At 31.3% G+C, this 23,449-nt stretch carries 21 protein-coding genes; 19 read left to right on the top strand and 2 right to left on the bottom strand.

Translation table 11 applies throughout. The features are described from left to right. The first annotated feature begins 1 nt into the window (after window position 1). The 7 genes from ACIJYH_RS04460 to ACIJYH_RS04430 all read left to right on the top strand — a co-directional run bounded on the left by ACIJYH_RS04460 (window position 2) and on the right by ACIJYH_RS04430 (window position 7,227). The gene (locus ACIJYH_RS04460; protein ID WP_435162471.1) at window positions 2-904 is read left to right on the top strand and encodes an ROK family protein; all 903 of its coding nucleotides are present in this window, start codon (window positions 2-4) and stop codon (window positions 902-904) included. Window positions 905-1,079: 175 nt separating this feature from the next. Next, the gene (locus ACIJYH_RS04455) at window positions 1,080-1,985 is read left to right on the top strand and encodes a sugar ABC transporter substrate-binding protein (RefSeq protein WP_435087506.1); all 906 of its coding nucleotides are present in this window, start codon (window positions 1,080-1,082) and stop codon (window positions 1,983-1,985) included. A gap of 73 nt (window positions 1,986-2,058) precedes the next feature. Then, a complete protein-coding gene (locus ACIJYH_RS04450) occupies window positions 2,059-3,654 on the top strand; it encodes an ABC transporter permease (protein ID WP_435162470.1) in 1,596 nt (531 codons plus the stop codon). Next, complete coding sequence (locus ACIJYH_RS04445) at window positions 3,654-4,433, top strand: ATP-binding cassette domain-containing protein (RefSeq protein WP_435162469.1); 780 nt, start codon at window positions 3,654-3,656, stop codon at window positions 4,431-4,433. Before ACIJYH_RS04450 ends, ACIJYH_RS04445 begins: the two co-directional genes overlap by 1 nt. Next, entirely contained in the window at window positions 4,433-5,194 is a 762-nt protein-coding gene (locus tag ACIJYH_RS04440) for an SDR family NAD(P)-dependent oxidoreductase (RefSeq protein ID WP_435162468.1), read from the top strand. Before ACIJYH_RS04445 ends, ACIJYH_RS04440 begins: the two co-directional genes overlap by 1 nt. 7 nt (window positions 5,195-5,201) lie before the next feature. Further along, on the top strand, window positions 5,202-6,185 hold the full coding sequence (locus ACIJYH_RS04435; protein ID WP_435162467.1) for an aldose epimerase family protein: 984 nt from the start codon (window positions 5,202-5,204) through the stop codon (window positions 6,183-6,185). A 4-nt stretch (window positions 6,186-6,189) separates the two neighbouring features. After that, the gene (locus ACIJYH_RS04430; RefSeq protein ID WP_435162466.1) at window positions 6,190-7,227 is read left to right on the top strand and encodes a Gfo/Idh/MocA family protein; all 1,038 of its coding nucleotides are present in this window, start codon (window positions 6,190-6,192) and stop codon (window positions 7,225-7,227) included. On the opposite strand, the gene ACIJYH_RS04425 is transcribed toward ACIJYH_RS04430, so the two are convergent. Both ACIJYH_RS04425 and ACIJYH_RS04420 read right to left on the bottom strand, forming a co-directional pair. After that, window positions 7,217-8,092: a DMT family transporter gene (locus ACIJYH_RS04425; protein WP_435162465.1), complete on the bottom strand. Its 876-nt coding sequence runs from the start codon at window positions 8,090-8,092 to the stop codon at window positions 7,217-7,219. The genes ACIJYH_RS04430 and ACIJYH_RS04425 overlap by 11 nt on opposite strands. A gap of 14 nt (window positions 8,093-8,106) precedes the next feature. Beyond that, window positions 8,107-9,612, bottom strand: a complete 1,506-nt coding sequence (locus tag ACIJYH_RS04420; protein ID WP_435162464.1) for a UxaA family hydrolase — start codon at window positions 9,610-9,612, stop codon at window positions 8,107-8,109. 59 nt (window positions 9,613-9,671) lie between these two features. Between ACIJYH_RS04420 and ACIJYH_RS04415 the strand changes: the two genes are divergently transcribed. The 12 genes from ACIJYH_RS04415 to ACIJYH_RS04360 all read left to right on the top strand — a co-directional run bounded on the left by ACIJYH_RS04415 (window position 9,672) and on the right by ACIJYH_RS04360 (window position 23,441). Next, window positions 9,672-11,447, top strand: coding sequence for an IlvD/Edd family dehydratase (locus ACIJYH_RS04415; RefSeq protein WP_435162463.1), 1,776 nt, complete (start codon window positions 9,672-9,674; stop codon window positions 11,445-11,447). A 1-nt stretch (window position 11,448) separates the two neighbouring features. Then, window positions 11,449-12,417 (top strand): 2-hydroxyacid dehydrogenase, encoded by a 969-nt coding sequence (locus tag ACIJYH_RS04410; RefSeq protein ID WP_435162462.1) that lies wholly within the window; start codon window positions 11,449-11,451, stop codon window positions 12,415-12,417. 127 nt (window positions 12,418-12,544) lie between these two features. Then, complete coding sequence (dctP, locus tag ACIJYH_RS04405; RefSeq protein WP_435162461.1) at window positions 12,545-13,561, top strand: TRAP transporter substrate-binding protein DctP; 1,017 nt, start codon at window positions 12,545-12,547, stop codon at window positions 13,559-13,561. Between the two features lie 66 nt (window positions 13,562-13,627). Beyond that, a complete protein-coding gene (locus ACIJYH_RS04400; protein ID WP_435162460.1) occupies window positions 13,628-14,197 on the top strand; it encodes a TRAP transporter small permease subunit in 570 nt (189 codons plus the stop codon). A 1-nt stretch (window position 14,198) separates the two neighbouring features. Further along, a complete protein-coding gene (locus tag ACIJYH_RS04395) occupies window positions 14,199-15,512 on the top strand; it encodes a TRAP transporter large permease (protein WP_435087487.1) in 1,314 nt (437 codons plus the stop codon). Continuing rightward, on the top strand, window positions 15,512-16,381 hold the full coding sequence (locus tag ACIJYH_RS04390; RefSeq protein WP_435162459.1) for an NAD(P)-dependent oxidoreductase: 870 nt from the start codon (window positions 15,512-15,514) through the stop codon (window positions 16,379-16,381). Before ACIJYH_RS04395 ends, ACIJYH_RS04390 begins: the two co-directional genes overlap by 1 nt. Next, window positions 16,378-17,121, top strand: coding sequence for an SDR family oxidoreductase (locus ACIJYH_RS04385; protein ID WP_435162458.1), 744 nt, complete (start codon window positions 16,378-16,380; stop codon window positions 17,119-17,121). Before ACIJYH_RS04390 ends, ACIJYH_RS04385 begins: the two co-directional genes overlap by 4 nt. A gap of 21 nt (window positions 17,122-17,142) precedes the next feature. Next, complete coding sequence (locus ACIJYH_RS04380) at window positions 17,143-17,985, top strand: fumarylacetoacetate hydrolase family protein (RefSeq protein ID WP_435087482.1); 843 nt, start codon at window positions 17,143-17,145, stop codon at window positions 17,983-17,985. Window positions 17,986-17,991: 6 nt separating this feature from the next. Then, the gene (locus ACIJYH_RS04375) at window positions 17,992-19,164 is read left to right on the top strand and encodes a mandelate racemase/muconate lactonizing enzyme family protein (RefSeq protein ID WP_435162457.1); all 1,173 of its coding nucleotides are present in this window, start codon (window positions 17,992-17,994) and stop codon (window positions 19,162-19,164) included. Continuing rightward, window positions 19,157-20,083, top strand: coding sequence for an SMP-30/gluconolactonase/LRE family protein (locus ACIJYH_RS04370; RefSeq protein WP_435162456.1), 927 nt, complete (start codon window positions 19,157-19,159; stop codon window positions 20,081-20,083). Before ACIJYH_RS04375 ends, ACIJYH_RS04370 begins: the two co-directional genes overlap by 8 nt. Beyond that, a complete protein-coding gene (gene ppc, locus ACIJYH_RS04365) occupies window positions 20,043-22,733 on the top strand; it encodes a phosphoenolpyruvate carboxylase (protein ID WP_435162455.1) in 2,691 nt (896 codons plus the stop codon). The genes ACIJYH_RS04370 and ppc overlap by 41 nt, the downstream gene beginning before the upstream one ends. Continuing rightward, window positions 22,734-23,441 (top strand): cytochrome c biogenesis CcdA family protein, encoded by a 708-nt coding sequence (locus ACIJYH_RS04360; RefSeq protein ID WP_435162454.1) that lies wholly within the window; start codon window positions 22,734-22,736, stop codon window positions 23,439-23,441. The last annotated feature ends 8 nt before the right edge of the window (window positions 23,442-23,449 follow it).

The raw sequence follows: 23,449 nt of genomic DNA, 5'->3' as shown, positions 1-23,449 counted from the left end.
TATGCAAGTAGGTATAGATGTTGGTGCAACAAAGATAGAGAGTGTTGTACTTGAAAAAGATGGACAAGAAAAACACAGATCTAGAATACTATGCCCAAAAAATTACACTCAAATTATTACTTCTATAAGAGATATTCATAGACAATTAGAGCAAGAATTTAAAAAAGAACTTCCAATTGGTGTTTGTCATCCAGGGGTTCACTCTCCTCAAACAGGATTGGTTAAAAATGCTCCCAACATAACTTGGTTAGAAAAAAAACCTTTTCAAAATGATTTACGTAAAGCACTTGGGAAAGAAGTGTTTTGTGAAAATGATGCAAATTGTTTTGCTTTGTCAGAGGCTATAGATGGAGCAGGTAAACATTACAAAATTGTTTATGGTATAATCTTGGGTTCGGGAGTTGGAGGTGGTTTAGTGATTGATAAAAAAATAGTAAGTGGTCCGAATGGTGTTGCAGGAGAGTGGGGCCATAATCAAATTCCTTATTTTGCTGCTAAAAAAGAAAATTTTGACTCGAGCAATCCAAGAGAAGCTGAGATTGAAAGTTTTTTATCTGGTTTAGGTTTAGCAAAAAGATTTAATAAACTTTATGGAAAAAATTTAAAAACAAATGAAATTTTTGAATTAAATAGAAAACATGATTTAGATGCAGAAAGATTTATAGATGATTTTAAAGTAAATTTAGCAATGTCACTCTCAAGTATAATAAATATTTTAGATCCCGATGCTTTTGTTTTTGGAGGTGGGGTTTCAAATGAAATTGATTTTTTACATGAAATAGACTCATTAGTGAGGAAATTTGTTATTGGCAGAGAATACGAAGGTGTTTTTTTAAAACCAAAATATGGTGATGCTAGTGGTGTTCGTGGTGCCGCAAGATTGGGAAGAAGTACCACATACTAGAAATTTCTATTAAAAATTTAATTTAGAAAATTTTAATTTTACAAAAGACAAGAATAGAAGGGAAAAAAAATTGATAAAAAAAAATCAATTGAAAGTTGTATTTATATTTTTTGTTATGATCTTTCCTCAAAGCAGTTATATTTCATTTTTTAAATTAATTTAAAAGGGAGAAATAATGAAAAAACTTATACTTTCGATTGCAGCTCTTGCATTATTTGCAACTACTGCTTTCGCTGAAAGATACGTCATGATAACTCATGGTGAAGGAAAAGATCCTTTTTGGCCAGTAGTTCAAAAAGGTGGTGAAGATGCAGCTAGAGCAATCGGTGCTGACTTCGAATACATTTACAACCCTTCTGCTGACATGGCTGATATGGCAAGCTCAATTCAAGCTGCTGCAGCTACTCAACCAGATGGTATGGTAATTTCTTTACCAGACCCAGATGCATTAGGACCAGCTATTAAAGCTGCTGTTGCAGCTGGTGTGCCAGTAATTACAATGAACTCTGGTTTAGAGTCATCTGCTAGCCTAGGCGCTTTGATGCACGTTGGTCAGCCTGAATTACTTGCTGGACAAAAAGCTGGTGAAAGAGCAAAAGCTGAAGGTGCTACTAAAGCACTTTGTATGATTCAAGAAGCATACAACACAGCTCTTGTAGACAGATGTGAAGGTTACGGTTCTGCAGTTCCTATGCAAATGACTGATACTACATCTGACCCTGCTACTATTCAAACTAGAGCTACTGCTGCTTTACAAGCTAACAAAGATGTCAATGCAATCCTTTCAGTAGGACCTCACGTATGTGAAGCTGTTGATAAAGCTTTAGCTGATCTTGGTATGACAGTACACCATTCTTGCTTTGACTTAAGTCCTGCAGTTATGGACTTAATCGGATCTGGAAGAGTATCTTTCACTATTGATCAACAACAAAGACTACAAGGTTATGTGCCAGTTATCGTATTACACTTGTACAACAACAGTGCTGGACTTCTTCCAGGAGCTAACATCCCTTCAGGACCTGGCTTCGTAGATAAGTCTAACGCTTCTTCAGTTGCTGCTCTTGCAGGAATTGACAGATAGTTAGTTAAAATTTAAAGGGTCGATTATTTAATCGGCCCTTTTTTTTTATAAAATTAACAAACCTTTTTTAAAAATGAATACATCAACAACAAACAAACCAAGACAAGAGTCAGACCGACAAGGTGAAAAAAAATGGTATTCCACATTACTGGCTCGTCCAGAGATTGGACCTTTGGGGGTAATGATCTTACTTTTTTGTATGTTGGGATACTTTTCTATTCCAGAAGGAGAATTTTCTCTTAACCCTTTTTCTGGTGAAGGATTTAACGCCTTAGGGATTAGAAATAATTTTAGGGTAATTGCTCAACTAGGGATCGTAGCACTTGCTGCTGGGATGTTAATTATTGCAGGTGAATTTGATCTTTCAGTTGGCTCAATGATTGGTTTTGCTGGTGGTTGTATGGCAATGATATTAAAATGGGGTTTTGCTGTTGTTATTCCTTATGTATCTTTTGTAGGAGGTTTTCATTTTGAGGGGGTACAATTATTTGAAATTAGAGATGTCTCACCATTATTAGCAATATTAATTACGTTATGTATGACTCTATCTTTTGGATGGATCCAAGGGTGGGTAATTGTTAAAAGTGGTATATCTTCTTTCATTGTTACACTAGGTGGACTTTTCTTTTTACGTGGTTTAACAGAAGTATCATATAGAGCATTTAATAGAGCTCCCGATCAAACTGCTGGATCAACAACTGTTACAGACTTACCAGATATCAAAAATATTATAAATGTACCAGGTCTTGGAGAAATGGAAAGAGATGCGGCTAAAGCTTTACCAAACGACCAATTATTAGAAATTCTTAGCACTGTGCCTGCTAGCACGGTTGCAAAATTAACTGAACGACTAACATATATCAATGAAAAAGTTGCAACTTTAAAAACTGAAATAAATTCAGAAAAAATGATTCAAACCCTAGAAAAATCTTTAACTGGGGCAAAAAAATCTGGCAATGAATCAATGGTAGAAATTTTGACAAAGAAAATTGAAGCTGGAGTTGATGTTCCTGCAGTTACGGCAAAAGTGGTCACTGATATAGATATAGCAAAAGCTTACATCGACACCATAGTTACTGCAAGACCAGTAGCCAATTTCTTTGGAGGCGATATTATGGAACCAGTTTTTAATTGGTTGTATTTTACAGTAGACTGGAATGTAAATAACTTTGGAAATATTTTTGCTAAAGGAATGTATTCTGCTTTAATGATTTGGGGACTCATTGCTTTTATTTGTTATTTTATTTTGAGCAAAACTCAAGCAGGTAACTGGATTTATTCAACTGGAGGAAATCTTAATGCCGCAAAGGCTAATGGTGTGCCAACAAATAAAGTTAAGATTGCATTATTTGTGAATACTGCATTTTGTGCAACTATGTTCGCTGCATGTCAAGTATTTGAAGTTAATACTGCAGATACAGCTAAGGGTAATTTAAAAGAATTAGAAGCAATTGCTGCGGCGGTTATTGGTGGTGTTGTATTAACAGGAGGTTTTGGAACAATAGGTGGAATTATCCTGGGTACGATTATTTTTGGAATAGCAAAAGAGGCCTTCTTTTATATTCCTGGAATTGATGGATCTTTTTATAGAGTGTTCCTTGGAGCAGTTCTTGTTACTGCTGCTTTTACAAATGAGAACATTAGGAAACGAATTATGGGAAATATCTAATGGATAAAAAACCATTAATTGAAATAAAAAATTTAGTTAAAAAATTTGGAGCCTTTACTGCTTTAAATGGTGTTTCATTAGATGTTTATCCGGGTGAAGTTCACGCTCTTTTAGGTGACAATGGTGCTGGAAAGTCAACTTTAATTAAAGTGTTATCTGGAGTTCATCCAATGACAAGTGGAGAAATAAAAGTAGATGGAGAAATAGTTAACTTTTCTTCACCACGTCAAGCATCTGATGCAGGCATTGGTACAGTTTATCAGGATTTAGCTCTAAATGCCTTAACTTCAGTTACAAGAAATTTTTTTCTTGGACGTGAATTAACCAAAGGACCTGGCGCATTTGGTTTAATGCAAATGGATGAGATGGACAAAATAACGACTGAAGAAATGTCTAAAATTGGAATTAATATTTCAAACCCCAATCAACCAGTAGGAACAATGTCAGGTGGACAAAGACAAACTTTGGCTATTGCAAGAGCAATTTACTTTGGTGCGAAGATACTAATATTAGATGAACCCACATCAGCACTAGGTCAAAAGCAGCAAATGGAAGTTTTAAAAACAATAAAAAAAGTTCAAAGTTTAGGAAACATTGCAATTATACTTATTACACACAATGAAATTCATGCACGACTTATAGCTGATCGATTTACTTTTTTAAGTTTGGGGGAAGTAATTGGTTCAGGATTGTCTTCAGAACTTGGTAATGAAGAAGTAAAAAGATTGATGGCGGGTGGTGCAAAAATTGGTGATCTAGCCAAAGAATTGGAATTATAATGAAAGTAAAATATTATGATTTAGAAAATAAAAGAGTATTTGTAACAGGTGGAGGATCAGGGATAGGAGCGTCAATTGTTGAACATTTTTGTGAGCAAGGATCTGAAGTTTATTTTATAGATATTAATGAAGATGAATCAAAAAAATTAATTGAAGATATAAAAAATAAAAATTATAGTTTACCAACATTTATTAAATGTGACCTTCTAAATATCAAAGAACTTCAAAAGACTATAGCTGACATTATTAGCAATAAGGGACCGATAGATATTTTGATTAATAATGCTGCTAATGACACTAGACATAAAATTGATGATGTAACTGAAGAATATTGGAATGAAAGAATGAATGTAAATTTAAGACATTTTTTCTTCACAGTTCAATCTGTTAAAAAATCAATGATAGACAATGGTGGTGGGGCAATCATTAATATGGGGTCGACATCATGGATGGTAGGTCAGGGAGGCATGGCCGCCTATACAGCAGCAAAGTCTGGAGTAGTTGGTTTATCAAGATCTTTTGCAAGAGATTTAGGAGAGTTTAATATTAGAGTTAATTCTGTTGTACCTGGATGGGTAATGACACAGAGACAGATAGATTTGTGGTTGAATGATGAGTCTGAAAAAGAGCTGATGAAAAGACAGTGTTTAAAAGAAAAATTAATGCCCCACGAACTTGCTCAAGCAGTATTGTTTTTTTCATCAGAACAGTCTTCGGGTTGTACTAATCAATCTTATATTGTGGACAAAGGTTGGCTATAATAGCTGAGTGAAAATAAAAAGTTCTGTCATTGAAAATAAATTTTTAAGAGTAAAAACAATCAATCTTGGCGCTACTGTTTATGAAGTTTTTCATAAGAAAAAAAAAACTAATTTAATTTTAAATTTAGGCTCAATAAGTGGTTACAAATACAAAAGCTTGTATGTAGGAGCAACATGTGGAAGATTTGCAGGTAGAATTGCTGGTTCAAAGTTTCAAATTGATAAACAAAAATATTATTTAAATAAAAATGAAGGAATTAATACTCTTCATGGAGGGAAGAAGGGTTTTGATAGATTTGTTTGGAAAAAAATTAATCAAACTAAAAACAAGATTGTTTATCAGCTTAAATCCAAACATTTAGATCAAGGATTTCCAGGTAATTTAGATATCAAATGTATATACGAACTTAACGATAAAATTCTAAATATCAGATATGAATATATCTCAGATCAATTTACACATGTTAATTTAACTAATCATAGTTACTGGAATCTTAATTATAAAAAAAATGATAATATTTTTAATCATAAATTAAAAATAAACTCAGATAAATATCTAGTAGTAAATAAAAAATTGATACCGACTGGAAAAATAAAGAGAACCAAGAATACAATTAATAATTTTAAATATTATGAAAATTTGGGGGAGAAAATTAAATTAATTACTAACAATACTATTAAAAAAATTTCTAATACAATTAATCAGTCTGGTTTTGATTTGACATTTTGTGTTAATAAAAACCATAATAATTTCGTAGCATCATTAAAAAATGATTATAGTAAAATTAAACTTGATATTTATTCAAGTTTACCTGGTGTCCAACTATACACAAGTCAAAGTCTTAAATATAAAAAAAAATTATTTCCTTACCAGGGGATTTGTCTTGAGACTCAATATTATCCAGATACTCCAAATAGAAAAAATTTTCCAAGTACTTTAATAAAACCAAATAAACTGTATAAACATTTTACAAAAATTAAAGTTAGTTAAGAACATGAAAAAAAAAATTAATATATCTATTGTCGGTACTGGTTTAATGGGTCTTCAGCATATTAAAGCTATATCAAAATCAAAAAAAGCAAAACTGCACTCAATTGTTGATATTAGTAAAAACGCAACCAACCTATCTAAAAGATTTAAAATTCCTCTTTACGCTAATGTTGAAGAAGTTTTAAAATCTAAAAATTTAGATGCCGTAATTGTTTCAACACCTAATCAACTACATGAAAAACATACAGTGAGTTTCTTGAAAAAAAAAATACCTGTTTTGTTAGAAAAACCAATCTCAGATAATATTAAATCTGCCAAGAAGATTATTGATAGTTCAAAAAAGAACAAAACACCTTTATTGATAGGATATCATCGAAGACACAATTCAATTGTATCTAAAGTAAAAGACATTATTTCTTCTGGAAAATTGGGCAAAATTGTATCTGCAAATGTTTTGTGCTGGCTTTATAAACATAAAGAATATTACAAAGAAAAATGGAGAACAAGTAAAGGTGGAGGTCCTTTAGGGATTAATCTTGTCCATGATATTGATATGATTTGTTATTTATTGGGTCCAATTCAATATGTTCAAGCCTTTACCACAAATAAAAATAGAAAGTTTAAAGTAGAAGATACAGCAACAGTTAATTTAGTTTTTAAATCTGGTGCATTATGCACTCTTAATATTTCTGATACTATTGTTGCTCCATGGAGCTATGAACTAACTGCAGGTGAAAATCCTGTCTATCCAATAACTAATCAGTCAGCTTATATGATTGGTGGAACTAAAGGATCTTTACAATTCCCAAATTTAAAAAATTGGTTTTACAAAAAAGAAAGAAGTTGGTGGAAAAATATATTAGTAAAAGAAGATATTAATAAAAAAGATGATAATACACTTATTAACCAAATAAACCATTTTGCTGATGTGGTAAGTAAAAAGACTCAACCAAAAGTTAATGGTTATGATGGCTTAGTTTCACTTAAAATTTTTGCAGCAATTACAAAAAGTGCAAAGTTTGGAAAAAAAATTAGACTTTAACCTTAACCTTGTCGCCTTCTGTACGAATAAATAACAGACCAAATATAATAATTCCAATTACACCTACAATTTTATTATAGTCAAAAGGTACACCAAAAATAAGGAAATTTATAATTGTAGACCAAATTAATTGTGAATATTGAAAATTTGTAACAAATGATAAGTTAGATAATTGTATTGCATAAATTATTAATGAATGACTTACAAATCCTGCGGTACCCAGTAATACTAAATAAAGCCAATAAATATTTTTTTCTAAAGGCACCCAATTAAAAGATATAAAAATACTAAAAATAATTGCTCCTAAAATTGATGTATAAAAAATTGATGCAAAAGGTTCGTTATCAGAAGATACAACTTTTGTAAAAAATTGATAAAGAGCCCAGCAAATCGGAGGCACAATAGGAAAAATTAAGTCTAAACTAAATATTTTCATACTTGGTCCTAATGAGTAGATAATCGAACCAAAACTTAGAAGCATTAATATTATTCCCTTAAAAGATAAGATATCTTTTAAAAAATATGCAGATAGTAACGAAACTATTAAAGGTGCAGAAAAGAAAACAACGTATATATCTACTAAGTCAAATTTCTGTAAAGAATAAAACATGAATGTTGTGGCAGTCACCATCAATAAGGATCTTATTATTTGAAGTTTAAAATTTTTTTTTAAATTTACTTTTGGTTTAAAAATTAAAAAAAATATAATTAGAGACACTAAGTGAAAAAAAAATCTTCCCCAAATTGCTTGAGTAACAGGCATCACGGTACCTAAATATTTTGCTGTAGAATCCATACAAACAAACATAAAAAATCCACCAGCAGCTAATAAAATTACGTTAAATAAAGGGTTTTGTTGAGGCACAATGAAGTTCTCTATTACATTACCACGCCTACTTGCCAAGGATTAAATTCCTCGTCACCGTAGCCGTTGATCTCACTTTTTGATTTATTTCCTGATGCTGTGTTTACTATTAATTCAAATATTTTTTGTCCTACTTCTTCTATTTTTTCTTCACCTTCAGCAATTGTTCCACAGTTAATGTCCATATCTTCTGACATCTTTTCATACATGGTTGAATTAGTTGACAGTTTTAAACTTGGAACTGGTTTACATCCAAAACATGAACCTCTACCTGTTGTAAAACAAATTACATTTGCTCCTGATGCTACTTGACCTGTTACTGATACAGGATCATAGCCAGGAGAATCCATAAAGTTAAAACCTCTATTTATTAGAGGCTCTGCATACATCAAAACATCTTGAAGTATGGAGTTGCCTCCTTTAGCAACTGCTCCTAAAGATTTTTCTAAAATTGTAGTCAAACCTCCTTTTTTATTTCCTGGCGAAGGATTGTTATCCATCGAACTATTATTAATTGAGGTATAATTTTTCCACCATTCAATTCTTTTTATTAATTTGTCTGCTGTCTCCTGTGAGTTAGCTCTATTAATCAGCAAGTGTTCAGCTCCATATATTTCAGGTGTTTCAGATAATATTGAGCTCCCACCTTTTTTAACTAAAAGATCTGCAGCAACACCTAGTGCAGGATTTGCAGTAATTCCCGAATATCCATCAGATCCTCCACATTGCAAAGCGAGCGTTAAATGATTTACTGATTGAGATGTTCTTTCAACTTTATTTGCTTCAGTCAGCAAATTTTTAATTTGAGATAATACTTTTTCTACGATCTTTTTTGTCCCACCTTCATCTTGAATAGTTAAGAAGTGAATTCTGTTATGTTTTTTTAATGACTCATCAAACAAACTTACTTTGGCACACTCACATCCTAAACCTATTACAAAAACATGTGAAAAGTTTGGATGATTTTTAAATCCATCAATTGTTCTTTGAAAGATTTGCATACCTTCACTTTCTATATTCATTCCACATCCAGTTGAATGAGTAATAGGAACTATGCCATCAATGTTTGGATAATCTTTTAAAATGTTGGAATATTTAATTCTTTCTACAATCATTTTAGTCACTGTTGCAGAACAATTAACAGTACTTACAATTCCAATATAATTTCTAGTGGCTACATCACCATTATCTCTTAAGATGCCATTAAAAAAAGTATCTGCTTTTTCATTAATAATATTCTTTTTATTAGTTACTTTAAAATCTCTCTTAAATTCTCTAAATTCTAGATTATGTGAATGAACATGCTCACCCGGTCTTATGTTGTCTAAAGCAAAACCGATTATTTGATCATATTTTATTATTGGGTCACCTTTATTTATAGATTTTAAGCAAACTTTGTGACCAAATGGAATTGGATCTATTGTGCTAATATCATGCCCTTCTATTTTAGTTTTTTCAGGAATTATAAATTGACTTACACCAACATTGTCATTTTGGTTTAAAACTATTAGATTATTCACAGTTTTATTATATAAATATTACTTTAAACAAGCCATAATAATTTTATTACATTGTTACTATGAAAAAAAAGAATTTAAGAAGTCAGCAGTGGTTTGATAACCCAAAAGATCCTGAGCAAACTGCTATATATCTAGAGCGTTATCTCAATTATGGTTTAACAAGAAAGGAGCTTCAATCAGGCAATCCTATCATTGGTATAGCTCAATCGGGAAGTGATTTAACACCATGCAATAGACATTTTCAGTCTTTAAGTAAAAGAATAAAGGATGGAATAAGAAGAGCAGGCGGTATTCCAATGGAATTTCCTACACATCCAATTCAAGAAACGGGAAAAAGACCAACTGCAATGTTAGATAGAAATTTATCTTATCTTTCTTTGGTTGAGGTGCTTTATGGATATCCAATAGATGGAGTAATTTTAACAACAGGTTGTGACAAGACTACTCCAGCAGCTTTAATGGCAGCAGCAACTGTAAACATTCCAGCAATTGTTTTATCAGGTGGACCAATGTTAGATGGTGTTTACAAAGGTAAGTTATCTGGATCAGGGACTGTTATATGGGAAGCAAGAAGATTGTTGTCAAAAGGAAAAATTAATTATGATGAGTTTATGGATATGGTATCTGCTTCTGCTCCAAGCATAGGTCATTGCAATACAATGGGAACAGCTTCTTCTATGAATTCAGTTGCCGAAGCTTTAGGAATGTCTTTAACAGGATGTGCAGTTATACCTGCACCTTACAGAGAAAGAGAACAAATTTCTTTTGAAACTGGAAAAAGAATTGTTGGTATGGTTCATGAAGATTTAAAACCATCAAAAATTATGACACGTAAAGCATTTGAAAATGCAGTGGTGGTTGCGAGTGCAATAGGTGCATCAAGTAATTGTACAACGCATTTAATTGCTATTGCAAAACATATGGGAATTAAATTTGATTTATCTAATTGGCAAAAATTAGGACATGCAATTCCATTGCTTGCCAATTGTCAGCCAGCTGGTGAATATTTAATGGAAAGTTTTTATAGAGCTGGTGGAATTCCTGCTGTTATGAAAGAATTGATGAAACATAAAAAAATTCATACCAATATAATGACGGTATCAGGAAAAAATGTTGGTCAAAATTTAAAAAGAAAAATAGATGTTGACAGAAGTGTAATCAAAACTTTCAAAGAATGCTTAACAGAAAAAGCAGGATTTTTGGTTATGAAAAGTAATTTTTTTTCTACAGCTGTAATGAAAACTTCGGTAATTAGCCAAGAATTTAGAGAAAGATTTTTATCAGACCCTAAAAAACCAAATGTTTTTACAGGTAAAGCAGTAGTGTTTGAAGGACCAGAGGATTATCACAAAAGAATAAATAGTAAAAAATTAAAGATAGATGAAAAATCAATTTTAATAATTAGAGGCTGTGGACCAGTTGGTTATCCTGGTGCTGCAGAAGTTGTTAATATGCAACCACCAGATAAGTTACTAAAAAAAGGGATTAATGCATTACCGACGCTTGGAGACGGAAGGCAAAGTGGTACTTCAGAAAGCCCATCTATCCTTCATGTTTCACCAGAATCTGCTGTAGGGGGTGATTTAGCGATAGTTAAAACTGGAGACAAGATTACTATAGATTTAAATAAAAGAAGAGTTGATTTATTAATTTCTCAAGCTGAATTTAAAATAAGAAGAAAGAAAAAGAAACTTCTTAAAATTGACAACCAAACTCCATGGCAAGAAATTTTTAGAAATACAGTTGGGCAACTTGAAGATGGTGCTTGCATTAAATCCAGATCTCTATATCTAGATATTGCTACTAAAAAAGGCACACCAAGAAACTCACATTAATATGAAACCAAAAATATTAGTTACAAGAAAATTATCAGATACAGCTGAAGAAAAATTAAAAAAAAATTTTGATGTAACGCTTAATCCAAAAGATGAACCAATTCCAAACAATGAACTTATTAAGATGGCTAATGAGTATGATGGATTTATATCAACTGGTTTTGATAAAATTGGAGAAGAGTTTTTTAAAGATTTAAATGGAAAGTTAAAAATTATTGCTCAGGTGGGAGTAGGTTATGATAATATTTCGATTAAATCTGCTGAGGATAAAAGTATTAAAGTTACCAATACTCCAAATGTATTAAACGAAGCTGTTGCTGAAACAACAATTCTTTTAATTTTAGCTGCTTCAAGAAGAATTGGTGAAGCATATAATTTAGTAAGATCTGGAACATGGAAAGATCAAAAACCTGATTTAACAAAATTTATGATAGGAAATTCAGTTACAGGAAAAACACTTGGTATAATTGGAATGGGTCGAATAGGAAGAATGACTGCAAAGTGCGCCAAGGCGTTTGGAATGAAAATTATTTATTATAATAGAAACAAACTTTCTTCTGATCTAGAAGATGGAGCAAAATATTTTTCAGATATAGAATCTATGATGCCTGAATGTGATTTTGTCAGTATTCATACACCAGCAACAGCTGAGACCAAACATATTTTAAATAAAGCAACAATTAATTTGCTACCAAAGCATGCTGTAGTGATTAATACTTCAAGAGGCTCAACTATTGATGATGATGCTTTAATAGAGGCTCTACAGAACAATAAAATTTATGCTGCTGGCTTGGATGTTTTTAATAATGAACCTAATTTAGATGCAAGATACATGAAGCTAGATAATTGTTTTGTGTTACCTCATGTTGGTAGTGCTACTCATGAAACTCGTTTAGCAATGAGCATGATGGCAGTTGATAATATTTTTTGTTTCTTTGAAAATAAGCCACTGATCTCAGAAGTAGTCTAACACAACTTAAAGTTGTTTATTTAATAAATATATATAATTTCTATACACAAATTATTTTGATTAATTTGTAATTTTTAATTAAATATGATTTAGTCCTATTATTAGAAACATAACCGAGAGGAAGATAATGTTAAAATTAATATCAAAAACTATAGCTGCGGTAGCTGTTGTTTCAGTTGCTTTATTTGTTTCTGCAAATGCAAAAACACTAAAGATTGAAACTCACTTTACTGCTAATTCGCCAAATGGTGAAGTTGCAGCTCAATTCGCTAAAAACGTAGAAATGTTTTCTGGCGGAAGCTTAAAAGTAGAAATGTTTTATTCATCATCAGTTTCAGGAAAATCTGCAGAAGTATTTAACTCTGCACAAACTGGAATTATTGACTGTGATATGACGGGTGCTGGTTACCAAACTGGTAAAAATGCTGCGTTTCAATTTGCAGGTGATGTAATGGGTGGATACGATAACCCTTATCAACAATATGATTTCTTAAAGTACCCTGGTGCTCAAGATGCGGTTGATGCACTATACAATAAGTATGGAATGACACTTATTGGTTGGTGGATACCTGGACATGAGTCACTTATTTCAAGTGTTCCAATTCCAGATGTTGCATCTATTAAAGACTTTAAATTTAGATCACCTCCAGGAATGGAAAGTATGATCTTTGCTGAGTTAGGTGCTAAACCAATCGTAATGGATTTTGGTGAAGTTCCAACTGCTTTACAAACCGGTCTAATTGATGGTGCTGACTATTCTAGTTTAGCAACTAACACTGCAGGTGGACACTATGAGCAAAATAAATATGCTACATATCCTGGTTTCCACTCTATGCCAGCTGACCACTTAGCTTGTAATTCTAAAGTTTGGAAAAAGTTAAAAGCTCATGAAAGAGGTGCTATGAAAGCCGGAATAGAAATTGCCGGTAGAACTATCACTAGCTTAGTTGAGAGAAAAAATGCTGAAGCTGTTAAACAATTAGCAGGTATGGGTGTTACTCTTCATGACTGGGCTCCATCAGAGAGAGCTAAGTTCAGAGCATCTGCATTAAAAGCTTGGGAAACTTGGAAGACAAAATCTCCTGAGGCTGCTCAACTTATAGAAATGCACAAAGCTTACATGAAAGCTAACGGTATCCTATAATTATAGGCATACAGAAAAATCTTGAAGGGCCTGAAAGGGCCCTTCTTTTTCAAAATTTAAAAAATTATGCTTGATAAGTCCTTACAAGAACAAACAGAAAAAGTTGCAAGCAAAGATGACTTTCCAATCAATTGGATAGATAGAATTACTTTATTCATAAGTCATACAATTAAATATTTAATACCAGTCATTGTAATTGTGATGATGTACGAAATTTTTATGAGATATATTATGGAAAAACCAACTATGTGGGTAAATGAACTATGCTTGTGGTTAGCAGGGGTTATTTACTTAGTTGGTGGGATCTATGCAACAAGACTTAGAAGTCATATTAGAATTGTGATGCTTTATGATTATGTAGAAAGACCAACTCAAAGGATTTTTGATTTAATAAGCACATTAGTAATAGTCATATTTGCTGCTGCTGTCATTTATGGAGGTTGGGAAGACGCGCATAGATCATTTGTAACATGGGAAAGATTTGCAACTTTTTGGGATCCTCCTATACCTGCTACCATGAAACCACTTACACTGATTTGTGTGTTTCTTATTGCGGTTCAATCAGTAAATAACTTAATAGTGGATTGGAAAAACCCAAAAGAAAAACAATACAACCCATCTAAAGATTTGAAATAATATGGAAATAGGAGCACTTTCATTAATAGTAATATTTGGTTTACTTGCACTTATCTCAATAGGTGTTCCACTTGGCTTTGCCTCTGGTTTTATGGCTGCCGTAGTGGTATTTGCAAATATTGGTGAGCATGCACTTGGAATTTTACTTTCAAGATATTATTCGCTTGTAGTAACTTATTCATTTTTATCTGTTCCTTTATTTATATTTATGGCTTCCTTACTTGAACGCTCGAACATAGCGAGAGACCTTTATGATGCTTTAAATGCTTGGCTTAGAAAAACTAGAGGTGGAGTAGGTGTTGTAACAGCAATAATGGCAACAATCATGGCAGCTATGAGTGGAATTATTGGAGGAGAAATAGTTTTATTAGGATTGATTGCGCTTCCTCAAATGTTGAGACTTAAATATGATCAAGATATGTCCATTGGTATTATTTGTGCATCTGGATCTTTAGGAACAATGATACCACCATCCATTGTTTTAATCATTTATGGATTAACAACTCAAACTTCTATTACAATGTTGTTTCAAGAAGCGATAGTTCCTGGATTAATGATTTCAGGTTTAATTATTACTTACATTCTTGTTAGAACAAGACTTCAGCCTCATCTTGCGCCGATAAGTGATGAACCAGCTTTAACTTTTAAAGAAAAGATGTCATACCTTCCAGGTCTGCTTCCTCCAATTGCTATAGTGGTAATTGTTTTGGGTTCAATTTATTCTGGTATCACTGGAATTACTGAAGCAGCAGGCATGGGTGTTGTTGCTACATTGATTATAATTTTCTTTAGAAAAGAATTAACATGGTTTTTATTTAGAGATGCCTTAGTTAGAACTTTTAAAGCATCTGGAACAATTTTAACAATTACATTTGGTGCAACAACTTTAGCTGGAGCTTACTCGTTAGCAGGTGGCCCAACATACGTTGCTGAGTTAATTTTAGGTTATGATTTAAAACCAATGTATTTAATTTTTATGATGCAAATAATGTTCTTAATATTAGGTGCGTTTATGGATTGGGTTGGAATTGTTTTATTAGCAATGCCTGTATTTTTGCCAATAGTTTTAGCTCTTGGTTTTGATCCTATTTGGTTCGGGATTTTATTTTGTGTAAATATGCAAGTTTCATTTTTAAGCCCACCATTTGGTCCTGCAGCTTTTTATTTAAAATCAGTTACTCCTCCACACATATCATTGACAGATATTTTTAGAGGATTTGGTCCATTCATTTTAATTCAACTAATTGTTTTAGCGTGTGTAATGTTCTTTCCTGAATTTACTACGCAAAATTTCCACGAGTTTAAGCCCAAATAATGAAAAAGATCGGTTTTATAGGTATAGGCCTAATGGGTCTACCAATGGCTCAAAATATACTTAAAGCTGGATATAATTTAAAGGCATTTAATAGATCAATAAATAAAACAGAACCACTAAAAGAGTTAGGTGCAGAAATCGCATCAACTATTAATGACGTTGTAAACGATAGTGATATTGTAATCACAATGTTAACTGATGACACAGCAATAGATGACGTCATGAGTAATTCCAATTTTTTAGATAATTTAAAGTCAGGCTCAACAGTCATTGATATGAGCTCGGTAAAACCAACTACTGCAACAAAACATTATAATAACTTAAAATCAAAAAATATAAATTATTTAGATGCCCCTGTGTCAGGTGGAACTATTGGTGCAGAAGAAGCTTCATTAGCAATTATGGTGGGTGGTGAGCAAATTGTTTTTGATGAGGCAATTGAAGTTTTTAAAACTATGGGTAATCCAACGTTAGTTGGACCTTCAGGAAGTGGACAAGTTTCCAAATTAGCAAATCAAGTTATTGTTGGTCTAACTATAGGAGCGGTTGCAGAGGCTGTAACTCTTTGTGAAAAAGCAGGAGCAAATCCAAATAAAATGATTAAAGCGTTATCTGGTGGTTGGGCTGATAGTAAAATACTACAAACACATGGAAAAAGAATGATTGATAAAGATTTTACTCCAAAAGGAAAAACTTCAGTTCATCTTAAAGACATGAATAATATTTTAGAGTGCGCAAATAGTTTTAACACACATTTACCTATTTCAAATTTAGTGAAAGAAATGTATAAAACTCTTGTTGAAAATGGCCATGGAGAAACAGATCATAGTTCTCTATATAAAGAAATTGAAAGGATAAATAAAAAATGAGTGGAAGATTAGAAGGTAAAAAAATTGTCGTAACTGCAGCAGGTCAAGGAATTGGAAAAGCTACTGCTATTGCATTTCATAATGAAGGAGCAAATGTTACCGCAACAGATTTAAACGATAAAACCCTTACTGATCTAAATAAAAAGTATCCTAATATTAATGTTCAAACGCTTGACTCAACAAATAATAATGCGATTTTAGAATTTGTAAAAAGTTTGGATAAAGTTGATGTTTTATTTAATGCAGTAGGATTTGTTCATCATGGTAGCATTCTTGAATGTGATGATAAAGATTGGAATTTTTCTTTTGATGTAAATGTCAAATCTATGTATCAAATGTGTAAAGCAATTTTGCCTTTAATGGTTAAACAAAATGGTGGAAGTATAATTAACGTTTCATCATGCGCTTCAAGTTTAAAGGGATTTCCAAATAGATTTGTTTATGGAACTACAAAAGGAGCGGTTATTGGTTTGACTAAATCAATAGCAGCAGACTTTGTGAAACAAAATATAAGATGTAATTCAATTGCACCTGGAACAGTATTTTCACCATCGTGGCAAGACAGAGTAAATCAAAGCCCAGATCCAGTTCAAGCAAAAAAAGATTTTATAGCTAGACAACCTATGGGAAGATTAGGGACAGCAGAAGAAATTGCTGCTGTAGCTGTTTATCTAGCAGGTGATGATGCAACATTTACGACTGGAACAACAATTTCAGTGGATGGTGGAATTTCAATTTAATTAATAAAAAAAAGGAAAATTATGAAATTATTAAGAGTAGGGCAAAAAGGAAGTGAAAAACCAGCAGCATTAGATAAAGAAGGTAAAATTAGGGATATTAGTTCACACATAAAAGATTTAAATCCTGATCATGTGAACTTTGACACTATTTCAAAACTACAAAGTGTAGATTTGTCATCACTACCGGAACTATCTTCAAGTGAAAGAGTTGGTTCATGCATAACAAAACCAGGTAAATTTGTAGCTATTGGTCTTAATTATTCTGATCATGCTGCTGAAACTGGTGCGGAAGTTCCATCTGAACCTATAATGTTTATGAAAGCAACTAGTTGTATAGCTGGTCCAAACGATGATGTTGAAATCGTTAATGGATCAAAGAAATTAGATTGGGAAGTTGAGCTTGGAATTATAATCGGTAAAGAAGCAAAACATATTTCAGAGGATAAAGCTCAAGATCACATTTTAGGATATTGCTTAGTTAATGATGTAAGTGAAAGAGAATGGCAAATAGAAAAAATGGGTCAATGGGTTAAAGGAAAATCTCATGATACTTATGGGCCTATTGGACCATACCTTGTTACAAAAGATGAAATATCTGACATTAATAATTTAAAAATGAGTTTAGATGTCAATAGCAATAGAATGCAAACTGGTAACACAAGTACAATGATATTTAATGTAAATGTAATTGTTTCCTATGTGAGCAAATTTATGTCTTTACAACCTGGCGATATAATAACTACTGGAACTCCCCCTGGTGTTGGTATGGGAATGAAGCCTCAGCAGTTTTTAAAAGCAGGAGACACAATGAAACTATCAATAGAAAATTTAGGTGAGCAAAACTCGAAAGTAGTTGCTTTATAATAAATTGTGAAAATAACTTCTATTAAAAGTCATGTACTTAAATATGAGTTAGATAAAGAGCTAGGTTATTCACAGCAGTACTATAAACATAGAACTACCCACCTCGTTGAAGTTCAAACCGATGAAGGAATTTCAGGTTGGGGAGAATGTTTTGGACCTGGTAATATTGCTTTAGCTAATAAGTTTATAGTTGAAAAAGTTATTCAGCCTTTAATCATTGGGGAAAATCCAATGAATAAAGAGTTTATTTGGCAAAAAGTATATAATTTACTTAGGGATAGTGGTCAAAAAGGAATGCCAATCCAAGCTTTATCAGGTGTTGATATCGCTCTATGGGATATTTTAGGAAAAAAAACAAATATGCCACTTTATCAATTAATTGGTGGCAAATGTAATAACCAAATACCAGTATATGGTTATGGAATGATGTTGCAAAATAAATCAGTTAATGAATTGATTGAGCTTTTCAAGGAAGAAGCAAAACAAATCAAATCCAAAAACTTTAAAGCAATGAAAATGAAAGTTGGACTGGGTCCAAAAGATGACTTGAAATTAGTTCAAGCGGTTAGAGAAGAAATTGGTATAGATTTAAAGTTAATGGTTGATGCCAATCATGCCTATAATTTAAACGATGCATTATATGTTGGAAGAGGGTTGGATGAACTTGATATATTTTGGTTTGAGGAGCCTGTAGCTCCTGAAGATTATGAGGGATATAAAGAATTAAAACATAAAATAAATACTAATATTGCTGGAGGAGAAGCAGAATTTACAAAATATGGTTGGAATGAATTAATAAAAAACAAATGCATAGATATAGCTCAGCCAGAGGTTTGTGGTTTAGGTGGAATCACAGAATATTTAAAAATATCAGCGCTAGCACAAGCTAATTTTATTCCTGTTATAAATCATGTATGGGGATCAGCAGTAAGTATTGCAGTTAATTTGCATTTATTAACAGCCCAACCTGATATGCCAGGAGGATTATTTCCATCAAAAGCAATGCTGGAGTTTGATACTACAGAAAAGAATATTTTTATTACAGATTTACCAACTGAGGATTTTTCAATATTAGATCAAGTAAAACAAAATGATGGATTGGCTGCCGTTACAGACAATGCTGGTATTGGCGTAACACCAAATAATGACTTTATTAAAGAATTTGAAATTAATGAATAAAATTAAAACTTCAGTACCTGAAGTACTTTGGAAGTTAAGATGTAAATTGGGTGAAGGAACCTTATGGGTTAAAGAGCACAACTCAATTTATTTTGTAGATATTAAAAAGAAAATTTTTTTTTCTTTAAATATAAAAAATAACAAAAAGAAAAAATATAAAGTTAATAAAGAAATTGGTTTTTTGGCCCATGTTAAAGGTAATATTTTTATTTTAGGTCTTCAGGGAGAATTAAGAATCCAAAATATTGAAACCAAAAAAATTATTAAAAGTATTTTAATAGAAAAAGATATAAAATTAAATAGAATTAATGATGGTAAAACTGATCCAAAAGGAAATTTATGGTTTGGTACTATGGACAATCTTGAAAGAAAAATTGAAAAAGGCTCACTTTATAAATTAGATAAAAATTTGAATTTAATAAAAGTGGATAAGAATTATAGAATTACAAATGGGCCTGCATTTATTGATGAATATAATTTTTACCACACTGATAGCTCAAAAAAAATAATCTATAAAATAAAAATTGATAAAAAGAACAACATTATTAGAAAAAAAATATTCAAGAGATTTTTAATAAAAGATGGTTCTCCAGATGGCATGACATTGGATAAATATAAAAATCTCTGGGTTGCACATTTTCATGGTGCTTGTGTCTCGGTATTTAACAAAAATGCTAAATTAATACATAAAATAAATTTGCCTGCAAAAAATATTACAAATTGTGCATTTGGAGGACATAATAATAGTGAAATTTTTATCACTACAGCCACAAAAGGTATGAGCAAAGCAGATTTGCTAAAATATAGATACTCAGGATTCCTTTTTAGTGTAAAAACTAACATGAAAGGAATTTTACAAAAAAAATTTATATTCAGTAATGAAAAAAAGAGATCTTTATTACGAACGAATTCCAACTAAACTTTTAAGAGAGGATATTAGATTTTTAGGTACAATTCTTGGTAAGGTAATCAAGGATCAAGAAGGAGAAATATTTTTTAAAATAATAGAAAGTCTTAGATTGTTATCTAAAGACACGTTATTGGACAAACAAAAGAATAAAGTTTTTTTAAAGATTTCAAATAAAATTAAAAAATTTTCACCTGAACAAACATTTAAAATTACAAGAGCGTTTTTACACATATTAAATTTAATGAATCTGGCTGAGTCCCTTGATGCATCTAGAAAACTTAATGAGTACAACAATCCTTATTTTAAAAATAAAAATCAAAATTTATTTATTGAAGACATAATTGAAGGGCTTTTTAAAAATAAAAAAATTTCTAATAATGAGGTATATGAACAAGCCAAAAATTTGAATATTGGCATTGTTCTCACTGCCCATCCAACCGAAGTTAAAAGAAGAACATTGATTCAAAAATATGCAAATTTAATCGATTTAATGGAGCAAAGACATTTATATAAAAGATATCCCACAAAAATTATAGAGATAGACAGACAAATCTATACCCAAATCACAATAATATGGAAAACAGATGAGCTCAAAAGATCAAAGCCATCTCCATTAGATGAAGCAAAATGGGGGTTAGCTGTTATAGAAGATAGCTTATGGGACACAATTCCTAAAGTTTATAAAAGACTAAATGATATCTTTAGAAAAAATTTAAAAAAAGATTTGCCAAGAGGTTTTAATCCCATTCAATTTGGTTCATGGATGGGGGGAGATAGAGATGGAAATCCAAATGTCACGGCTAAAGTAACAAAAAAAGCAATCCTTTTTTCTAGATGGCAAGCAGCAAAATTATATGAAAAAGAATTAACTAAATTAATACAAGATTTATCCATGAAAGAATGCTCTTCTAAAATTAGAAAAGTAACAGGCAAAACTTTCGAACCTTATAGGGTTTATTTAAGACCAATCAGAGATAAAATTAGGACTACTTATCAAGCAATTGAAAATCATTTAAACAAAAATGAACGACTTGATGAAAGTAAATTATTAAAAGATAAAAACGAAATTTTAAAACCACTCAGAGATATAAGAGAGTCATTAAATTCAAATAATTCACAGTATATAGCTAATTCTGACTTGTTAGATTTAATAAGAAGAGTGAGATGCTTTGGTATTAATTTAGCTAGACTTGATATTAGACAGGAGTCATCTAGGCATGACCAATTGTTAAATGAAATATTAAAAAATAAATTTAAGATTAATTTTTCTGATTTTAGTGAAGATAAAAAAATTAATTATCTTAATTCTTTAATTAAACAAAAAAAATATTTTTTGAAAAAATTAAATATTAGAAATAAAGAAAACAAAGAAGTTTGGGATACTTTTAAACAAATATCAAATGAACCTTCTCAATGTCTCGGTGCTTATGTGATATCAATGACTTCAAAGGCATCAGATATTTTAGCGGTTTATTTTTTACAAAAACAAACCCAAGCTAATGAACTATTAAGAGTTGTACCTCTTTTTGAAACTTTGGATGATTTAAAAAATGCTAAAAGTGTAATGGAAAACCTTTTTAAATTACCATGGTATCGAAAACTTATTAAAAACCAACAAGAGGTAATGATTGGTTATTCAGACTCTAGTAAAGATGCAGGAAAATTATCTGCAAGTTGGCATCAATATAAGCTTCAAGAAGAACTTAGAAACCTTGCAAAAAAATACAAGATCGACTTAGTATTTTTTCATGGTAGAGGCGGTTCTGCAGGCAGAGGTGGTGGCCCCATTCAAGCAACGCTAAAATCTCAACCGTCAAATACTGTTAATGGAAAAATTAGAATTACTGATCAAGGAGAGGTTATTCAACAAAAGTACGGATACAAGCCATTAGCAGAATATAACCTTTGTAGTTATATAGGAGCTGTAATGGATGCTTCATTAAACCCTCCACCAAAATCTAAAAAAAATTGGAGAAATCTAATTGAAAAAATGTCAGAAATTTCAACATCAGCTTACAGAAAAAACCTTAATCAAAGTGAGGATTTTATTAGATATTTTAAAACTGTTACTCCACACAAATCACTTGGTAAGCTTGCAATTGGATCAAGACCTACCAAAAGAAAAAATATTGATAATATTCAAGGTCTAAGAGCTATCCCGTGGGTTTTTGCATGGACTCAAATTCGATTAATGTTACCTGCTTGGTTAGGAACCACTGAAGCACTAAGATATGGATCAATTAAAAAATATTCCAAAACATTAACTGATATGGAAAAAAACTGGCCCTATTTTATCTCAACAATGGATATATTAGATATGGTTATTTCAAAAGTAGACCCAGAGATTTCAATTATTTATGAAAATAATTTAGCAGACAAAGCATTAAGAAGAATTGGTAAAAAATTGAGATTTCAATTCAAAGCATTAGTTGAATTACACAATAAAATTACCCCAAAAGAAGTAATTAAAGAGAGAAAAGAATTTAGAAAAGCATTATTTATAAGAAATAATTATACAGAAATGTTAAATATATTGCAGGCTAATGTTATGAATAAACTTAATAATAAAAAATATAAAAAATTAGATAAAAAATTTCTAGATGATGCGTTAATGACATCTATAGCTGGAATATCTGCGGCCATGAAAAATACAGGATAAATGATTGAATTGTTAATAGCTTTTGGAGCTGGACTTATTAGTTTTTTATCTCCTTGTGTTTTACCTTTGATACCTGGGTATGTTTCTTTTATCTCTGGTCAGTCATTACAGGAAATTTTAAAATCAAAAAAAATAAATATACTACCTTTAATTTTATTTTGTTTTGGTTTTTCAACCGTATTTATCATTTTAGGAGCATCAGCATCTTTTTTAGGTCAAACACTTTTGCAAAATTCTGAAACTTTAAGAATAATTGCAGGAATTGTAATAATAATTTTTTCTTTACAATTGATTGGGCTAATTAACATTGAATATCTGAATTTAGAGAAAAGATTTGAGGCAAAAAAATCACAAAATATTTTATTTCCTTATACAATAGGATTAGCTTTTGGTTTTGGATGGACACCATGTATTGGACCAATTCTAGGATCAATATTAGCTTTAGCTTCTATTGAAGAAACTTTGTCGAAAGCTATTATTTTATTAAGCTTCTACTCCATCGGTCTTGCAATACCTTTTGTTTTATCAGGTTATTTAATTCAAAAATTTCTATTATTTTCAAAAAATTTTAAGAAAAACATAAATTTAATATCTAAAATTGGTGGAATTATTCTTTTAATTACAGGAATATTAATTTTAACAAATCAATTGCAAGCTGTTGGTTTCTATATAATTAAAATTTTTCCTTTTATGCAAAATTTCGGTTAAGATTATTT

It is taken from the genome of Candidatus Pelagibacter bacterium nBUS_25, from assembly GCF_051200975.1.
In the GTDB taxonomy this organism is placed as follows: Bacteria; Pseudomonadota; Alphaproteobacteria; order Pelagibacterales; family Pelagibacteraceae; genus Pelagibacter.
The sequence above is the reverse complement of the archived record's forward strand: the minus strand, read 5'-3'. Positions and strand labels throughout refer to the sequence as shown.

Excerpts from the sequence above, each read along its gene's own strand:
- ACIJYH_RS04360 (WP_435162454.1), top strand. The coding sequence starts at position 22,734 with ATGATTGAATTGTTAATAGCTTTTGGAGCTGGACTTATTAGTTTTTTA.
- ACIJYH_RS04445 (WP_435162469.1), top strand. The coding sequence starts at position 3,654 with ATGGATAAAAAACCATTAATTGAAATAAAAAATTTAGTTAAAAAATTT.
- ACIJYH_RS04410 (WP_435162462.1), top strand. The coding sequence starts at position 11,449 with ATGAAACCAAAAATATTAGTTACAAGAAAATTATCAGATACAGCTGAA.
- ppc (WP_435162455.1), top strand. The coding sequence starts at position 20,043 with ATGAAAAAAAGAGATCTTTATTACGAACGAATTCCAACTAAACTTTTA.
- ACIJYH_RS04455 (WP_435087506.1), top strand. The coding sequence starts at position 1,080 with ATGAAAAAACTTATACTTTCGATTGCAGCTCTTGCATTATTTGCAACT.
- ACIJYH_RS04415 (WP_435162463.1), top strand. The coding sequence starts at position 9,672 with ATGAAAAAAAAGAATTTAAGAAGTCAGCAGTGGTTTGATAACCCAAAA.
- ACIJYH_RS04380 (WP_435087482.1), top strand. The coding sequence starts at position 17,143 with ATGAAATTATTAAGAGTAGGGCAAAAAGGAAGTGAAAAACCAGCAGCA.
- ACIJYH_RS04460 (WP_435162471.1), top strand. The coding sequence starts at position 2 with ATGCAAGTAGGTATAGATGTTGGTGCAACAAAGATAGAGAGTGTTGTA.
- ACIJYH_RS04390 (WP_435162459.1), top strand. The coding sequence starts at position 15,512 with ATGAAAAAGATCGGTTTTATAGGTATAGGCCTAATGGGTCTACCAATG.
- ACIJYH_RS04400 (WP_435162460.1), top strand. The coding sequence starts at position 13,628 with ATGCTTGATAAGTCCTTACAAGAACAAACAGAAAAAGTTGCAAGCAAA.
- ACIJYH_RS04395 (WP_435087487.1), top strand. The coding sequence starts at position 14,199 with ATGGAAATAGGAGCACTTTCATTAATAGTAATATTTGGTTTACTTGCA.
- dctP (WP_435162461.1), top strand. The coding sequence starts at position 12,545 with ATGTTAAAATTAATATCAAAAACTATAGCTGCGGTAGCTGTTGTTTCA.
- ACIJYH_RS04450 (WP_435162470.1), top strand. The coding sequence starts at position 2,059 with ATGAATACATCAACAACAAACAAACCAAGACAAGAGTCAGACCGACAA.
- ACIJYH_RS04370 (WP_435162456.1), top strand. The coding sequence starts at position 19,157 with ATGAATAAAATTAAAACTTCAGTACCTGAAGTACTTTGGAAGTTAAGA.
- ACIJYH_RS04440 (WP_435162468.1), top strand. The coding sequence starts at position 4,433 with ATGAAAGTAAAATATTATGATTTAGAAAATAAAAGAGTATTTGTAACA.
- ACIJYH_RS04385 (WP_435162458.1), top strand. The coding sequence starts at position 16,378 with ATGAGTGGAAGATTAGAAGGTAAAAAAATTGTCGTAACTGCAGCAGGT.
- ACIJYH_RS04430 (WP_435162466.1), top strand. The coding sequence starts at position 6,190 with ATGAAAAAAAAAATTAATATATCTATTGTCGGTACTGGTTTAATGGGT.